General features: G+C 28.7%; 10 protein-coding genes and 3 pseudogenes. 2 read left to right on the forward strand and 11 right to left on the reverse strand.

Features of this window, described 5'->3' with window-relative positions:
* Nucleotides 1-9 precede the first annotated feature (9 nt).
* The 5 genes and pseudogenes from HF850_RS09945 to HF850_RS09965 all read right to left on the reverse strand — a co-directional run bounded on the left by HF850_RS09945 (nt 10) and on the right by HF850_RS09965 (nt 8585).
* Nucleotides 10-1017 (reverse strand): Wadjet anti-phage system protein JetD domain-containing protein, encoded by a 1008-nt coding sequence (locus HF850_RS09945; protein ID WP_169105287.1) that lies wholly within the window; start codon nt 1015-1017, stop codon nt 10-12.
* Between the two features lie 323 nt (nt 1018-1340).
* Nucleotides 1341-5252, reverse strand: coding sequence for an AAA domain-containing protein (locus HF850_RS09950; protein ID WP_169105288.1), 3912 nt, complete (start codon nt 5250-5252; stop codon nt 1341-1343).
* Nucleotides 5253-5409: 157 nt separating this feature from the next.
* Nucleotides 5410-5868 carry a hypothetical protein gene (locus HF850_RS09955; protein ID WP_169105289.1) on the reverse strand — a complete coding sequence of 153 codons (459 nt, stop codon included), beginning with the start codon at nt 5866-5868 and terminating at the stop codon, nt 5410-5412.
* Nucleotides 5849-6271, reverse strand: a complete 423-nt coding sequence (locus tag HF850_RS09960; RefSeq protein WP_169105290.1) for a nucleotidyltransferase domain-containing protein — start codon at nt 6269-6271, stop codon at nt 5849-5851. Before HF850_RS09960 ends, HF850_RS09955 begins: the two co-directional genes overlap by 20 nt.
* Before the next feature lie 268 nt (nt 6272-6539).
* A pseudogene (locus tag HF850_RS09965) lies at nt 6540-8585 on the reverse strand (YgiQ family radical SAM protein).
* 247 nt (nt 8586-8832) lie between these two features.
* Between HF850_RS09965 and HF850_RS09970 the strand changes: the two are divergent.
* The gene (locus HF850_RS09970) at nt 8833-9387 is read left to right on the forward strand and encodes a hypothetical protein (RefSeq protein WP_169105291.1); all 555 of its coding nucleotides are present in this window, start codon (nt 8833-8835) and stop codon (nt 9385-9387) included.
* Between the two features lie 45 nt (nt 9388-9432).
* Here the strand turns inward: HF850_RS09970 and HF850_RS09975 are convergent.
* From HF850_RS09975 to HF850_RS09995, 5 genes and pseudogenes are all read right to left on the reverse strand, one after another.
* A pseudogene (locus tag HF850_RS09975) lies at nt 9433-10482 on the reverse strand (IS30 family transposase).
* A 127-nt stretch (nt 10483-10609) separates the two neighbouring features.
* On the reverse strand, nt 10610-11965 hold the full coding sequence (locus HF850_RS09980; RefSeq protein ID WP_169105292.1) for a PFL family protein: 1356 nt from the start codon (nt 11963-11965) through the stop codon (nt 10610-10612).
* A 17-nt stretch (nt 11966-11982) separates the two neighbouring features.
* Nucleotides 11983-12252 (reverse strand): ACT domain-containing protein, encoded by a 270-nt coding sequence (locus HF850_RS09985; RefSeq protein ID WP_169105293.1) that lies wholly within the window; start codon nt 12250-12252, stop codon nt 11983-11985.
* A 192-nt stretch (nt 12253-12444) separates the two neighbouring features.
* Nucleotides 12445-14268, reverse strand: a complete 1824-nt coding sequence (locus HF850_RS09990) for an ABC transporter ATP-binding protein (protein WP_347564427.1) — start codon at nt 14266-14268, stop codon at nt 12445-12447.
* A gap of 62 nt (nt 14269-14330) precedes the next feature.
* Nucleotides 14331-16583: pseudogene (locus HF850_RS09995) on the reverse strand (ABC transporter ATP-binding protein).
* Nucleotides 16584-16836: 253 nt separating this feature from the next.
* Between HF850_RS09995 and HF850_RS10000 the strand changes: the two are divergent.
* Nucleotides 16837-17292, forward strand: coding sequence for a hypothetical protein (locus HF850_RS10000; RefSeq protein ID WP_169105295.1), 456 nt, complete (start codon nt 16837-16839; stop codon nt 17290-17292).
* 88 nt (nt 17293-17380) lie between these two features.
* Here the strand turns inward: HF850_RS10000 and HF850_RS10005 are convergent, their stop codons facing one another.
* Nucleotides 17381-18277: a polysaccharide deacetylase family protein gene (locus tag HF850_RS10005; protein ID WP_169105296.1), complete on the reverse strand. Its 897-nt coding sequence runs from the start codon at nt 18275-18277 to the stop codon at nt 17381-17383.
* Nucleotides 18278-18483: the final 206 nt, after the last annotated feature.

Here is an 18483-nt window from a genome sequence, read left to right on the forward strand (position 1 = left end):
ATATATATTTTATAAATCTTCTATGTTTATAATCTCTTGTGGTATGTACCTTCCACTTTCTAATATTTTAGTAATTATTTCTTTATTTTTATCCTGGAAACATTTTAAGAAATAATCATTTATATTTTTATTCTGCCCTTCCTTTGTTTCTGGTAAAGTAACATGATTATTAGCATACTTTTCAATCATTGTATAATATGCTTCTATAAAAGGCTTAACCTTATAGAATTGTGACATCTTTTCATAAAATTTCTCATAAATAAGTATACCTTCATAATCAAGATCACCAAAATAATAAATTGTATTTCTTTTATCACATACATGTTCTTCAACTGAAATATGAAAATCATCAATGGCTTTTATTATATTTTTTCCTGCACCATATATTACAGTATTTATTTCTTTATTAAATATGTTTCTTTGATTTTTAATAAGATGCTTTCTAAAAGTATAATAAGTATCTTTATTTTCAATAAATAAAACATTCTGAGGCACTTTTTTAGAGCTGGAATAATAAGCCAAAGGCTCTGATGTATCATAATAATTTAATGTTTTTAAATCAATATTAAGATTTTTAAGAATAGTTTTTCCTTCTTCCTTCTGAAGAAACTTTTCCCTGTTCCATATTTGAAAGCTTCTTTCATTCATAGAAATATAATCTTTGAGTTTGTTTCTATAATATAAAAAGAAATCATTAAGCATCAATATATATTTTCTATGTTCCTTATATTTATTTAAGTGTTTCTTATAATATGATACATCAAATTCAGTGCACAACTTAAAATTAATTTCATCAAGATAACTGCTTAAATCTTCTTCTTCCCTTATTATTCTGTATTTCTTGTACATGCCAGGAGTTCTTCCATTTCCACCACTAGCTTTTACAGGACATAACTTTCCTTTATTAACAAGATCACATACAGTTTTATAAAGAATATCATATTCATTAATCTTATAAAGTTTTTCAAATTGTTCAAGTGTTATGGTGTTTTTTTTGTAATTTTCTATATTTTTCATAATATTCTCCAAAATCATGCTATTATATTCTTCATTTTCATTATAACAGTATATTAATAAAAAATAGCTATAGATTTTATATTTTTCTTGCTACAAATCAACACTCAAAATAAATAATTACAATTTAATTTATGATGATTAGACTATGCCCTTCTTAATTTTATTGTTACCACAAGTGGCAACGGTGGTTTCTAGGATTATGATTTAAAAATAATAAACCTAGCTTTCCATTACAATTACTAGGTTTATTATTTACTTACACTTTATTTTATTAATTTTCATAATCCATGTAACATCTATTTTTTCTTATCATTTTAATTCTTCTAGTCAACATATGCATTTTTTATTCTTGTTACCTCATCAATTATCCTTTGTATCTCAAATTCAGGATTGTTCCACCAATGCTTACTCCATATTCTTATAATATTCCATCCTCTTGATTCTAAATATCGTTGTCTATGAATATCTCTTTCTCTTGCTGATTTGGAACTATGATATGCTGCTCCATCACATTCAATTCCTAATATATATTTAGATTTCTTCTCATCATAAATTCCTAAATCTATTCTATATCCTGATACCCCTATTTGATTATGAACTATATATCCTCTTTCTCTAAGTTTATCACATACTTCAACTTCAAAATCACTATCAAACTTATTCTCTGTTTCTGCATTAATATCAGTATCAAGAACACTCTTAAGAATTTCTTCTTCGTATTTCTCATTATTTTCAGACACTGCTTTTACATACTGTAAATATTTCTTAAACAATTTAGGTCCCTTATTCTTTGAATCATCAACACTTAATTGTTCTGGTTCTATTGATGTAACTAAATATATTTTCTTCTTAGCTCTACTTATAGCAACATTTAATCTATTTTCTCCACCATCTTGAGATAATGAACCAAAATTAACTGATACTCTGCCATTTTCATTTTCTGCATATGCAGTTGAAAAGATTATTATATCCCTTTCATCACCTTGAACATTTTCAATATTCTTTACAAATAAACTTATATCCTCATCATTTTCTACCCTATCAATTTCAGCAATATATAAAGGTGTAAAATTAGGATCATCTTGTGCTTTTCTTTCTAAACAGTTTTCTATACAAGTTTTTTGAGTAATATTAAATGTAATTATTCCAATTGATTCTCTATTTTTCCTTTCCTTTAATATCTTATAAACTAAATCAGCTATTTTTTCAGCTTCCTCAATATTCTGTCTATCAATCCATTTTCCATCTACTTTGATCCTTTCTATAGGTTTATCCTCTTCACCAGTAGATAAATTAGGTGATATTTTTAGTTTTCCTCCGTAGAAAGCATAATTTGAAAAATTTATTAATTCCTCATATCTAGAACGATAATGATACATTAATGATACTGGATCATAGTTTATCTTTGCTAAATCAAGAAGACTTTCTTCTTCGAGAGCAGCTCTGCTTTCTTCATTTTCATCTTCATCTTCGTCAACATAACGATTAGAGAAAGTTCCATTTGGTCTTAACTGCTTATCGTCTCCTGCAACTATAACTTGATTTCCTCTGTATATTGTAGGAATTGCATTTTCGATATACATTTGCGAAGCTTCGTCAAATATAATCATATCAAACATTCCATCTTTCAAAGGAAGTATTTCAGAAACGGTTTCCGGACTTAATAGGAAACATGGAAATAAATTCAATACCATTTCATAATACTCATCCATATATCTCCTAATTGGCCACAATGCTCTCTTCTTATTTGCCTGACGCTTAAATTCTTTATATCCTTTCCACTCTTCTATATCAATAGCTTTTCTATTCCACTTATCTATTATATATTTTCGCACATTATCATGTTTATTTTTCATACTTTCATTTATCTCTTTTACTATAGATTCAAAGTTATTAATATAAGATACAGCTTCATTAACACCTGATTCTTTTTCTATAGTAAGAATATGATTTAATGTAACAAACTCTACTAATGAATTTAATCTTTCTTTTACTACATCTATATTTTCATCTAATGAATAATTTAATACTTTTCGATGTAGCTCTGATAAGTTTCTTATATCTTGAATTTCCTCTTTATAATCATTAACAGCATTCAAAGCATCTATTACATCATTAAAATAGCTTGTAAGATCCTCTCCTTTTAAGAGTTCTTCTACTACAATATTATATACTCTTTCATTAAGTGCTTTTTTTACTATATCAATTTCAGAAAATGCATTATTAATATCTAATGTTTTTTGTTTAACATATTCTATAAAATTCTTCTTTCTATCTTCAAACTCAGCTCTGTTTTCTATTTCTTTTTGCTTATTTTTAGAATAATTTAACCAGTAAGATATACTCCACCATCTGCCATTATTTAGTTTTTCTAGAAGCTTACTATTATATTTAAAATTAAATTCAATCGCTATTTTTTCAGTCTCCTTCTCATTTACGTAATAATTATTACTTGAAAATAAATTCATGAGACTATCATATAATTCTTTATCCTTATCAGCTTCATCTGTAATCTTCTTTATAGGATCTATTATATTTTTAACTTTTATAGCAAACTCATCTATATCCATGAGATTCATTCTTAAATCTATATCATCAATAAACGGATTCTTATCTACAAGCTTTTTATATAAAGTATAATTTTTTAAGTTAGTACTGTTAATATCACTTACTACTTCTTTTAGCTCATCATAAGTATATTTATCAAAAATATTATTTTTTCTAAATCTTAAAAATTCCTCATATCTATCATCTTCACGAGAATTTATATTTTTACACTTTTCATACATTTCTTGAAGAGTTAATCCATATTCCCTTTTAGTAAACATCTCATATTTAATTTTTTCTAGATATTTCATTTTATCATCAATAAAATCTGATTCTTTATTAATATCACTATAATAATCATAGTATGAATTAAATAATTCATCTAAAGCTGTTGAAGTCTTTAAATAAAAATCTTTCTTATCAGCATTAGCATCATGAATTATTACTGCTTTTCTATTTAAATTTTCAAGTCTATTATATATAACATCTAAAGCGGCTCTCTTTTGAGAAACCATCAAAACTCTTTTCCCTTTTGATAAAGCATCACTTATAATGTTTACTATGGTTTGAGATTTTCCTGTACCAGGAGGTCCATAAATAACCATCTTCTTAGTTTTACTAGCCATACTAACAGCTCTTTCTTGGCTATAATCAAGATAAGAAATAAGATTAATATCCCTCTCTTTAAAAGAAAGCTTAGAATCATCTTCATCAAATATATTCTGTTCACTTTTGTAGCTGCTATTTAAAAGTTCTTGTAATATATCTTTATCTATATCCATGTTTATCATAGCTTCATAATCACTATAAATAGAGTTAGCAATAGAAAACTGGCCTATTACAATATTATTCTTACACACAAGTGTCCCAATGTTATAATTAGGTAGTGTATTACTTGTATACTCTTCAAACTTTTGAATTTCTTCATTTTCATAGCTTATAAATACATTATTATTTTCCAATGCCTTCAAAGTATCTTCTATTAATGTTTCACTTATTTCAGAAAATTCTGTTTGAATATTCGGTACTTTTAGTTCATTATGTTTTGCAATACCAAGCAAAAGAACTTTATTTAAAATGATATTTGAATCATTAATATTTTCAGCTCTCCAAGCATCACCATCTTTCAATACTCTTATTGGAAATAAAAATAATGGAGCTCTCACAAAAGTTTTATCCTTAAGACTCCCCTCTACGAATGGATAACCAATATATAATTCTCTTCTTCCTGTTTCTTTATATACATCATCAACTTCTTTTATTAATGATTTCATGGAGCATGAATAATCTATAATTCTATCTCTTTCTTTGCCTAACTTATCTATATCATTTTCAAGTTTAATATTATAATTTTCTTTTATTTCATTAATTTTTTTCTTTTCTTCTACTGATTCTAGTCCTTGTAATTTAATCTTCTCAATTTTCCTGTTAAGTTCTTCTCGATTTTTTTTCTTAATTATACTTTCTTTAGTATTAAAAAACTCTGTATAATCTGGTAATAATTCTAATGATTTTTCAGTTCTAGAAAACAAAAAACTAATAATATCATCACATATTCCAGAATTAATTTTTTCATATTTCCACATATCAAAGGCTCTTTTTTTAGGTAGCTTTTTACTCACAAGAGCTCTATTGCTTCCACTTAAATTAATCAATCTTTCTTTATATTTTTCTAATATTTCATTCAAATACAATACACCATCCAATCAGTAACTATAAATTATACTAATTATATGTTATAGTAAATAATTTATACTTATACTCTATACCAATATGATTTATATGAAGGTGTTTATTATGGAAGTAAATGAATTAATATAATATGTCTTCACATAATTATTTGCTTTATTCAATATTCTTAGCATCAAGTCTTATTTTTTCTTCTGATATTTTCAAGAAGATTTCCAAGAATTCCATTTTAGAAACAGCATAATTTAATATATCTTCTTCAACACGCTCTCTTTTATAATAATCATGGGTATATCTATTTCTTATTTTAACTGCTGATGATAAAAATTTAGTTAAATTATCATCAAAAAAGCCATAAAACCCTGCTCTTTTAATAAGTTCCACACCAGAATAGCCATCAACATAATTTTCTGTCATAACCAAATATGTTTCTGCCATATCTATAATATACTCAGTAAAATCTTGAAAATAGCCTATTATTGCTCTTTTTATATAAACTGAATTAGAAACTTTATATTCTTCTATTGCTCCCTGCATAAGCTTAAGTGTATCTTTTGCACTGTTAAACTTTAAGTTCAAACTTTCTTTTTTATATCTATAATATGCTGCTGTCATTTTTCTCCTCCATCAATTTAGTATCTTTTTTAATTCTTTCAATAAGCCATTTATTCTCTCTTAAATATTTATTAACGTATAATCTAAAATCAATTTCTTTAAATTCATCCACAACTAATTTATCGCTGCTATCAATATATTGCCTTGCAAAAATTGTGTCATAATCCCTCATACTTATAAATGTCAAATGAACATTTTCATACTCAAAATACTCTTTTAATATAGGCTCTAATATATCTTCTAAATCAAATTCATCCATTATATCTTCTCTTTTTTCCATCAAAACTAGAATATCTATATCACTCTTATTCTCAATCCAATATTTTGTTTCATAACTTCCAAATATAGCTAATGAAATCAAATTATCTATATTTTTTATTCTTAAATTCTTTAATAATTTCATTATTAACCCACCTTGTAATATTCTAAGTAAAATGTATTAATTGTTATTTGATTACTATTAAATTATATATATATAGCATTTATTAATATACTTTTATTATAATTATAGACCATAGAATATATTTTTAAAATAATCTACTATACGTTACCCATTTTTTAATGTAACTAATATCCTGCTCGATAATAGCAAAAATGGCTATAGATTTCTTATTATAAAACCTATAACCATCAAATATAATTTTTACTTGGATAACTGTCTTATTATTTTATTATCTTCTTCCTCTTTTACTTACCTTTTTACCAGTTCTTCCTGATGCAGCTTTTTCATTCTTCTTTCTTGTTGTTTTAGCAGGCATATTTTTGTTATCTCTAGAATTACTTCTTGATGCACCCTTAACTGTGTCTTTATTTCTTCTAGAATCTTTACTATTCTTGCTGCTATTTCTATTTGTTTTATCTTTATTTTTTGTTCCATTATTCTTCGAACTTGAAAATTTATTATGGTTATTTATCTTTTTCTTATCTCTAATAAGACATTTAGGTCCATCTCCAATTAAATCAGTTCTGCCTGCTGTTGTAAGAGCTTCATATACTAAATCATAGAACTTTGGATTTCTATATTGAAGTAAAGCTCTCTGCATTGCTTTTTCATGCTTAGTTTTAGGAACATAAACTTCCTTCATTGTTAAAGGATCTATTCCTGTATAATAGATTGCAGTTGATGGCGAACCTGGTGTTGGGTAAAAGTCTTGAACCTGTTCTGGCTGATAGTTGATATCTCTTAAGTATTCTGCAAGTTCAATTGCACATTCTAATGTACTTCCTGGATGAGAAGACATTAAATAAGGTACTATGTATTGTTTCTTTCCTATTTTCTTAGTTATCTTATAGAATTTTTCTACGAATTTGTTATATGTATCTCCACTTGGTTTACCCATATATTTAAGTACCTGTGCTGATACATGTTCTGGTGCAACTTTAAGCTGACCGCTTACATGATGTTCTACAAGCTATTTGAAGAAAGTATCATCTTTATCTGCCATTATATAGTCATATCTAAGTCCAGATCTTACAAATGCCTTTTTTACACCTGGAACTTCTCTTATGCTTCTTAATAAATCAAGATATTCAGTATGGTCTACATCTACATTATTACATACACCTGGAGAAAGACATTCTCTTCCCTTACATGCTCCAAAAGCAAGCTGTCTTTCACATGCTGGTTTTCTAAAGTTTGCAGTAGGACCTCCTACATCATGTATATACCCTTTAAAGTCTGGAAGATGAGTTATTCCTTCAACTTCCTTAAGTATAGATTCCTTACTTCTACTTTGAACAACTCTTCCTTGATGAAGCGTAATAGCACAGAATTTGCAGTCGCCAAAACATCCTCTTGAACTTACTGTACTAAACTTAACTTCTTCAATAGCTGGAATTCCACCATCCTTCTCATAAATAGGATGATAATTTTTCATATATGGAAGGTCATAAACTTCATCAAGTTCTTCTCTATTTAAAGGTGGCTGTGGAATATTTTGAACCACATATCTGTTTCCATACTTCTGTACAAGTGTCTTTCCTCTTACAGAATCCTGCTCCTGATATTCAATTCTATTCGAAAAAGCATACTTTCTTTTATCAGTTGTCACTTCCTTATATGATGGAAGTTCAATATAATCATGAACATAATCAAGATTATCAGCCATATAACATGTTCCACGAACATAATTTATATCTTTAGCTCTTACTCCATTTTTAAGACCTTCAGCAATTTCAACTATAGGCTTTTCACCCATTCCGTAAATTAAAAGGTCTGCACTACTATCTAAAAGAATTGATTTACGCACCTTATTATCCCAATAATCATAGTGAGCAAATCTTCTAAGACTAGCTTCTATCCCACCTATTACAATATCTACATCTTTATATGCTTCTCTAATTTTATTACAATAAACAACAGTTGCATAATCAGGTCTAAGCCCCATCTTTCCACCTGGAGAATACATATCTTTACTTCTTCTTCTCTTGCTTACAGAATAATGATTAACCATGGAATCCATATTGCCTGCATTAACTAAAAATGAATACTTAGGTCTTCCAAGCCTCTTAAAATCATAAATATTATTCCAATCTGGTTGTGGAATTATTCCAACTTTATATCCATGATGTTCAAGTACTCTTGATATAATTGCCGTTCCAAAACTATGATGGTCTATATATGCATCACCTGTAACAATTATAAAATCACACTCATCCCATCCTCTTTTCTCCATATCTCTTTTACTTATTGGTAAAAATCCATTACTACCTGTCATCTTTTCACCCACTTATTATGTATCGTGTATATCTTTAATAATACTCATAATAGTCTATCTTGTTTCTCTAAATCAGTCAAGAATTTCAATTCAAAGTAATTTTCTAACAGTACTATAACTAAAAATAAATACTAATAGTAAAATATAATATTTATAAAAGAATTATATTAACTAGTATTTTTGTAGCAAAATATGTTAAGTTGAATATTATATAACATACCAATAATAGTTTTATAAGGAGATATATATGGCTAAGATACTAACAACTTTAGGCGGAAGCATGACCGTTAAAGTAAATAATGATAATTCTGTTTATTCTGCTAGCGCTCAAAATACTGATTTAACAATCTTAGAAATTGATAGAAAAGTTGGTTCTGGAAGCGTAGAAGGAGAAACTAACTATAATCTATCTACTAATCCTAAAAATCCTGATCCTGTAGTTTCTTCAAAATTAATATTGACATATGACGTAAATGACATTACACCTGGAAACTTTATAGGATTTAGAATTTCTGCTGCTAGTGAAAAAACAAGCTATACTTTCACAACAACAAATACTTCAGAATTTGCAGTTCCAGGAACACTTCCTACAATCGCATTATCTGGTGCTGCTCCTACTACAACATCTGTAATATGGCAACAAGATCCTACCACACTTACTGGCACTATAAATATTGAAATTAATTATACAGGTGGAGACTTACCTGCAAGTGATAATCCTCTTCTAATTAATGTAGATTTATTTGAAACAGATTCTTTAATTAATTTTACTAATGCAGTTAAATTTGATAAATTGCAATAACAAATTGAACTAATCCCTATTTGTAATTTAAACACTTGAATTTATTTATATTGCATAGATTTTATCTAAGTGCATCTCAAATAACTCTTCTGGAGTTTTATAGTTAAGTATTTTTCTTGGAAGAGTGTTCATCCATTCTTCGATAAATATAATGTCATCTGAACTATAATCAGATATACGTTTTCCCTTCGGGATAAAACAACGTATTAAACCATTGTGACGTTCATTAGTCCCTTTTTCAAATGAAGAATATGGATGAGTGAAATACACTTTTGTATCTGTTTCTGCTTCTAGGATGGATAAATCAGCAAATTCAGAGCCATTATCACTTGTGATGGTTTTGAAAATATCACTAAATTTATCACCATATATGGTACGAATGCTGTTAAGTGCTTCCGTAACTGCTTCAGCAGTCTTAGATGCAATTTTATGAATAATAGCATTCCTGGTTTTACGTTCTACAATAGTTAGAAGAACAGAATCATATTTAGATTTTTCTCCAACAACAGTGTCTATTTCCCAATGACCAAATTCTTCACGATTATTGATATTACTTGGACGTTCAGTAATGCTTTTTCCTAGCTTTTTCTTATGCTTTCTTACCTGTGAAGACTTAGTATTTCTATGTAATTTCATTGGTAAATCTGCATTAATTACTGCTAGTAATCCTAAATCAATATAATTGTATAGAGTTTTATTGGAAACTATTTGATCTCGTTTAAACTTGCCTTTGGCAAGGGCGTTACCTACACATGCATCTGGTGACCATGAATGATTTTTTATCATATCAACAGCATAATTTATAAAAGAACTGCATTCTATGCGTTTAAATTTACGACAAGAATTTTGGCGATTAGCTTTGTATATAGCTTCACCAGTATCCGCTAGATATATTTCAACGTATTTACCTTGCTTAATTTGTTTAGTTGTGCCACGACGTATCTAATTTAAAATAGTATTTATTGGGCGTTGCAATTCTTTAGCTATTTTATATGCTGAAAATCCATCATTAAGACGAAGCTCAATAATCATGCGTTCCTTAAAATTCAAGTGTTTATTTTTACGTGATTGTGTGTTATGATTTTGATGATCCATAGTGATTATCCTCCGTATTGATTTTGTTTGGCGATTAAATCATAACACAGATAATCTACTGTGGATTTTTATTTAGTTCAATTTCATTTTATAATTAGTCATTAAATTATTTTTTAAATATACTACACTAATTCTTAAATGAATGGATAGGTGCTGGAATTCTTCCACCTCTCTTAGCAAAAGCCTCACTTGATTTATCATTCACCTTCATAACTGGAGCTCTTCCAAGAAGTCCTCCAAATTCAACCATATCTCCAACTTTGCATCCTGGTGCTGGAATTATTCTAATAGCAGTTGTCTTATTGTTAATAACTCCAATTGCTGCTTCATCTGCTATCATTCCTGAAATAGTTGATGCTGATGTGTCTCCTGGAATTGCAATCATGTCAAGTCCAACTGAGCATACACATGTCATTCCTTCAAGTTTTTCCATATTTAATATACCATTTACTACTGCATCTATCATTCCATGATCTTCTGATACTGGTATAAAAGCACCACTAAGTCCTCCAACATGACTACATGCCATAACTCCGCCTTTTTTAACTGCATCATTAAGCATAGCAAGAGCTGCTATAGTACCGTGTGTTCCTACTTGTTCTAAACCTATTTCTTCAAGAATTTCCGCAACAGAATCCCCAACTGCTGGTGTAGGAGCCAATGACAAATCTACTATTCCAAATGGCACTTCAAGTCTCTTAGACGCTTCTTTAGCAACTAACTGCCCCATTCTTGTAACCTTGAATGCTGTCTGCTTTATTATTTCTGCAACAACATCAAAAGATTCTCCTCTTACTTTTTCAAGTGCTCTCTTAACAACACCTGGTCCACTTACTCCAACGTTAATTACCTTATCAGCTTCCCCAACACCGTGAAATGCTCCAGCCATAAATGGATTGTCTTCAACAGCATTTGCAAAGACAACTAATTTCGCACATCCAAATCCATGCGTATCTTTAGTTAATTCTGCTGTTCTTTTTATAACTTCCCCCATATCTCTTACTGCATTCATATTAATTCCTGTTCTTGTTGATCCAACATTTACAGATGAACAAACAAGCTTTGTTGTAGCTAATGCCTCTGGAATTGAATTTATTAATATTTTATCTCCTTTTGTACAACCCTTATGTACTAATGCCGAAAATCCACCTAAAAAATCTATTCCTAAAGTAGCTGCTGCTTTATCAAGAGTCTGTGCAAATTTAACATAACTTGTTTCATTAGTTGCTCCACCAATCATAGATATTGGTGTAACAGATACTCTTTTATTTACTATTGGAATGCCAAATTCTGATTCTATTGTTCTACCTACTTCAACTAATCTTTCTGCTGATTTTGTAATCTTATCATATATTTTAATTCTTGCTTTTTCCCCATCTGAATCTATGCAATCTAATAAAGAAATCCCCATTGTTATTGTTCTTACATCGAGTTTTTCTTCTTCTATCATCTTAATTGTCTCTAGTATATTATTACTGTTCATTGATATAGCCCCCTAAATTATAGTGAATGCATTGATTTAAAAATTTCTTCTCTTTGAATCTTTATATCAACCCCAAGTTTTTTACCTTCTTCTATTAATGCAGCCCTGACATCATCAAAATTACCTTTCATGTTTTTACAATCTAACATCATCATCATAGTAAAAAAATCCTGCATTATAGTTTGGTTAACATCTAAAATATTAATATTAAATTCCAACATTTTAGCACTTACCCCTGCTATTATGCCTACTTTATCTTGCCCAATTACTGTTAATATTGCTTTCATGCTTATCTACTCCTATCATTTATATTGCTATTATTATTCTATTATCCTCCTTATTATTTGTCAAATTATTACTTAAAATCAATTTTTTATTAAATCGTGTGATTTCAAGATTGTAGAACTCTAAATATAAAAGTTCAAAATTTAGAGTTCTATAAAACTTATAATATCTTACTATTAAAATATTCTATATTATTAATTTCCACTTGTTTTTTCAAATTGAGAATTATAAAGATTAGTATAAAATCCATTAAGTTTCATAAGTTCTTCATGATTGCCCTGTTCTATAACATCTCCATCTTTTAATACAAGAATTATATCTGCATTTTTTATTGTAGATAATCTATGGGCTATTATAAAACTTGTTCTTCCTTCCATAAGCCTATCCATAGCTTTTTGAATCTTCTGCTCTGTTCTCGTATCCACAGAACTTGTTGCTTCATCAAGTATAAGTATTTTGGGATCTTTTAGTATAGCTCTAGCTATTGTTAAAAGCTGTTTCTGTCCTTGAGAAATATTTGTTACCTCTTCATTCACAACCATATCGTATCCTTCTGAAAAACTCTCTACAAATTCATCTACTTCTGCGCTTTCAGCTGCTTTCTTTACTTCCTCATCAGTTGCCTCAAGCTTACCATACTTAATATTTTCTTTTATGGTTCCATTAAATAACCATGTTTCTTGAAGTACCATACCAAATAGTTTTCTTAAATCTCCTCTATTAAAATCCTTAATATTATAGCCATCTATTAAAATCTTACCCTTGTTAATATCATAAAACCTCATTAAAAGTTTAATAATAGTAGTTTTCCCAGCTCCTGTAGGTCCTACAATTGCAACTTTCTCTCCCTTTTCTACATTAACACTAAAATCATTTATTATTATCTTATCTGGATTGTATCCAAACTTCACATGTTCAAATTTAACATTACCTTTTAATCCTTCAATAGATACTGGATTTTTAGCATATAATTCTTCTTCCTCTTCATCTAAGAATTCAAATATTCTTTCTGATGAAGCAGCTATAGCTTGAAGCATATTTGAAACCTGTGCCACCTGTGATATTGGTTGTATAAAACTTCTTGTATACTGTATAAACGATTGTATATCTCCCACAGTTATAGTACCTCTTATGGCATAATATCCCCCAAATATAGCTACAACTACATAACTCAAGTTTCCTATAAACATCATTATTGGTTGCATAAGACCGGACAAAAACTGTGATTTCCATGCAGAATTATATAATATATCATTATCCTTACTGAATTCTTTAACAGCCTCATCTTCACCATTAAATACTTTAACTATATTATGGCCTCCATAAACTTCTTCAACCTGACCATTTACATGACCTAAATATTCTTGCTGGGCCATAAAATATTTTTGAGATGATTTCACTACAATGCCTATAAATATTAAAGCTACTGGCAGTATACATAATACTGCAAAAGTCATAATAATATTTATAGTGAACATCATAACTGTTATTCCTATTATAGTACTTATAGCTGTTATTATCTGAGTCATACTTTGATTTAAGCTTTGATTAAGAGTATCTATATCATTTGTTATTCTAGATAAAACTTCACCATGAGTCCTTGTATCAAAATAATTCATAGGCATTCTGTTTAACTTTTCCGCCATTTCTTTTCTTAATTCATATGTAAGTTTTTGTGATATTCCACTCATTATATATCCTTGCATGAATGAAAATATCATACTTATAAAATATATTGCTATTAATTTTGTAAGTATATTTCTTATCTTAGAAAAATCTATTCCAGAACCTCCTGTAAGTTTACTTACAAGACCATTAAATATTTCTGTTGTAGCATTACCTAGAATCTTAGGACCTACTATAGAAAACACCGTGCTGCCTATTGCAAATATAATTACAAGCAATATATAAAACTTATATTCACTAAGATGTTTCAATAAAGTCTTCATTGTTCCTTTAAAATTCTTTGCTTTTACAACTGGTCCTTTACCTCTTCCCATAGTTCCCATTCCACCCATAGATTTAGTTCCTGATTTTTTTCCATTTGGACTGCTCATAATTTACTTTCCTCCTTGTGCTTTTATAAATCTAGTTCGCTCTTAGAAAGCTGAGACAAAGCAATCTGCTTATATACTTCACAATTTTTCATAAGTTCCTTATGAGTACCTTTGCCTACTATTTTTCCTTTATCTAGAACTATTATTTCATAAGCATCCAAAACTGTACTTATTCTTTGAGCTACAACAATTCTTGTACTATCTTTTCTTTCTTCTCTAAGTGTTTTTCTTAAAGCTATATCTGTTTTATAATCAAGGGCTGAAAAGCTATCATCAAACACCAATATTTCTGGTTTTTTAACTAATGCCCTTGCTATTGCAAGTCTTTGTTTCTGTCCACCTGATACATTTGTACCACCTTGAGATATTTCTGTATCATATTTTTGAGGTTTTGATTCAACAAATTCCTCAGCTTGTGCAATTCTAGCAGCTTCTTTAATTTCATTCATGCTAGCATTTCTTTTACCATACCTTATATTAGATTCTATAGTACCAGAAAACAATATTCCTTTTTGTGGTACAAAACCTATTTTTTCTCTAAGAGTATGCTGGTCTATATTCTTTACATTTACCCCATCAACAAGTATTTCACCACTTGATACATCAAATAAGCGAGGTATTAAATTTACAAGAGTAGATTTTCCACTTCCTGTGCTTCCTATAATTGCTGTAACCTTTCCTGGCTTTGCAGTAAATGAAATATCCTCTAATATGTACTCATCTGAATCTGGATATTTAAAAGATACATCCTTATATTCCACATATCCCTTCTTACTAGGTATAAATTGTTCAGGCTTTTCTGGATCTGCAACCAAAAGTTCTGTATTTAATACATCTTGAATACGATTTGCAGAAACCATAGCACGTGGAAGTATTATTGACATCATTGAAAGCATTAAAAATGACATTACTATTTGCATAGTATACTGAATAAATGCCATAAGATTACCTACTTGCATATTTCCATCATTAATTTGATGAGCACCAACCCATACTATTAATATGCTTATTGCATTCATAATAAACATAAGTGCAGGCATCATGCATGTCATAACTCTGTTTACAAAAAGATTAGTTCGTGTTAGTTCACTATTTGCTCTATCAAATCTTTCTTCTTCATACCTTTCGGTTGTAAATGCTCTTATTACAGGTATTCCCGTAAGAATTTCTCTAGCTACTCCATTTACTTTATCAACCTGGCTTTGAATCTTTTTAAATTTAGGCATTGTTGTTCCAAATAAAATACTTAGTATAACTATTATTGAAAGTATTGCAACACCAATTATCCATGTCATAGACCTATCTGTTCCAAGTACTTTAATCAAGCCACCTATGCCTAGTATTGGAGCATAAAATATCATTCTAAGCACCATAACCGTAAAAGTTTGAATCTGCTGTATATCGTTTGTAGTTCTAGTAATAAGTGATGCAGTTGAAAATTTCTCAAATTCCCTATTTGAGAAGCTTACTACCTTTGCAAATACATCTCTTCTAAGATTTTTAGCTAATAGTGCAGCAACTCTTGATGCAAAGAATGATACAAGTACTGTTGCTGTGCCTCCTAAAAGTGCAAGTAAAATCATTCTTATACCTGTTGAAATTATATATCTATTTTGATTTCTGCTTACATCAATTCCGATCTTCTCATATTCACCTTTTACATATGAAATTCCAGATTGAGAAATAAGAGATTCTGGAACCATCTTAAGACTATCATATATATTTACTCTTATAGCTGAAAGCTGTTCTTGTGGAAGTACACTTAATATTTGAAAAATATCAGCATTTTGCGGAACTCTATCTGCCGGAAAAAATCTAAGTATTTCATTCTGCATATTTTTTATCTGTGTGTTACCACTTTCAAAACTTGATACTACTGCTATTGGTTCATTAAATATATCATCAAGTTTTTCTCTTGTTTCCTTCGATAGATCCTCCTTCTGCATATATAAAGGCTCATTTGATAATTCAGGATAAAAATCTAAGTATTTATCATATTCATATGGTGATAATGTATTTTTATCTAATAATTCATAATTCTCATTAACAAATTCCTTATCATTGTCATCCATAAAAAGTATAAGTTTATTATATTCACTTTGACGTATTATTCTTGGTTATACATCTTCTATACCACTCTGCTGGATACCTACATTTACAATTTTAGAAGTATACTCTGGTAGTGCCAAATCACACAATGCTTGTATTATTAGTAATCCTATAATCAATAAAATAACCATTGCAGAACCTTTTAAATATTTAATTATTGTACTCATTCTATTTTTCCTTTCTTTAAGATTATATTTATATTTAGTCTGTCAATAATGCTAATAGTTAATACAATGGTACCGTTGGTTATATTGCTAAATATTTAATATATTTCATACAATATACATTTAATATTCATAAATTCCAAATAGTCTTACCATAACTCTTATTGTATAATCTCTACTAATTCTACATACATTAAAATACGTATAGGACAATTAATAGGCTATATATTATCAATTTTAGAAAGGAGTTGATACAGTGGATTCTGATAAGGAAATAATTGAACTTTTAAACAAGCTTTCATATGAAATGTGTAGTAAGATAGATGGTATACATTTTGAAATAAACTCAATGAAATCTGCTATATCAACTTTAAATAGTAAGATAGAAAACAATTCAAAAACTATGGATGTCTTAAGTAAAAGTATAGATGCACTATATAAATCAAAAGAAAATATAATAAAATCACTAGAGTCAATCAACAGCATGAATCCTTCTATCATTGCTGATTTAATCAGTAAATTAAGTAACATAGATAAAGTTATTTCAAATACAAGTGAAAAAATATATAATTCTAATAATTCTACATATAATAAACTCGACTCTTTAAATCAAGATTTAAGTTTTTTAACTCATAAAATAATTCAATCTGAAAAAGATTTATTCACAATTCAAGAAAAGTTGAAGAATCTTATCCAAAATAATAATATATAGCTACCTTATTTTAAATTAACCTAACGAAAAAAGAAGTCATTTGTAATATCACAAATAACTTCTTTTCTGATAATTTATTTAGACTTGTTTACTTTTTAATACATTTTAATACATATAATATATTTTTACCACTATAAGTGTTGTCAACGCACACTCTGTTAAGTTTATAAAAATCATCTTCTCTATCAGCATATCCTCTATCTATAGTAAAGCCAGTTTTATATCCTGCTTCTGCAACTGCTCTTAATGTATCATCATTATATAATCCTTCTGGATATGCAATAGCTGTAACTTCTTTTCCTGTAAGATCACTTAATGCTTTTTTTGATGATACAAGTTCATTAAGTTGTTCATCATATGAAAGTTCATTTAATCTTTTATGCGAGTAAGTATGTGATTCAATATCTATTAATCCAGAATCACTCATTTCTTTCACTTGCTCTCTCGAAAGATATACACCTCCATCAAGATATCCTGGAATTACAAATATAGTTGCATTCATATTAAATTCCTTCAATATAGGAAAGGCATTTGTATAGTTATCCTCATATCCATCATCAAAAGTTAAAAGGACACTTTTAGCTGGTACAGGCTCATCATTAATAAGATAATTCTCAACTTGCTCCATTGTAAGAGTTGTATAACCCTTTTCTACTAGTTTTTGTAGTTGTTCTTTAAATTTTTCAGGTGAAACAACAAGGGGATTTTTACCTGTAGGGTCATATCCTACAGAATGATATCCTATCACTGGAATCCCTCTATTATCATTGACAACTTGACCATCTTCTTTATCAAAGCCTCCCATGAAGTTTAAATCTAAAAGTTCAGCTTCTACTCTTGATTTCACTTTTTCAAAAACACTCATATGAATATTATTAGTTGTTGCATATCTTCCATATAATTTATCATAAGCAAAATACCCTACAGCCCCAATGCACAGTAATACAACTATGTATATTACAATATTAAGTTTTTTAATTTTCATGTTTAGTTCCTTCCTAATTTTAATAGCAGATTTATGTCTTTTGGGACATATTTAATTATTAAAATAACAATACAATCGAGTAGGAGGTAGACAATTATTTTGTCTACCGACCTCTCACACCACCGTACTTACCGTTCGGTATACGGCGGTTCATTAGAATTTAATGCATCATTTGATATGTTTGTGTTAGACTAACAAAACCTAGA

The organism is Clostridium sp. SM-530-WT-3G (assembly GCF_012843905.1).
GTDB lineage: Bacteria > Bacillota > Clostridia > Clostridiales > Clostridiaceae > Clostridium.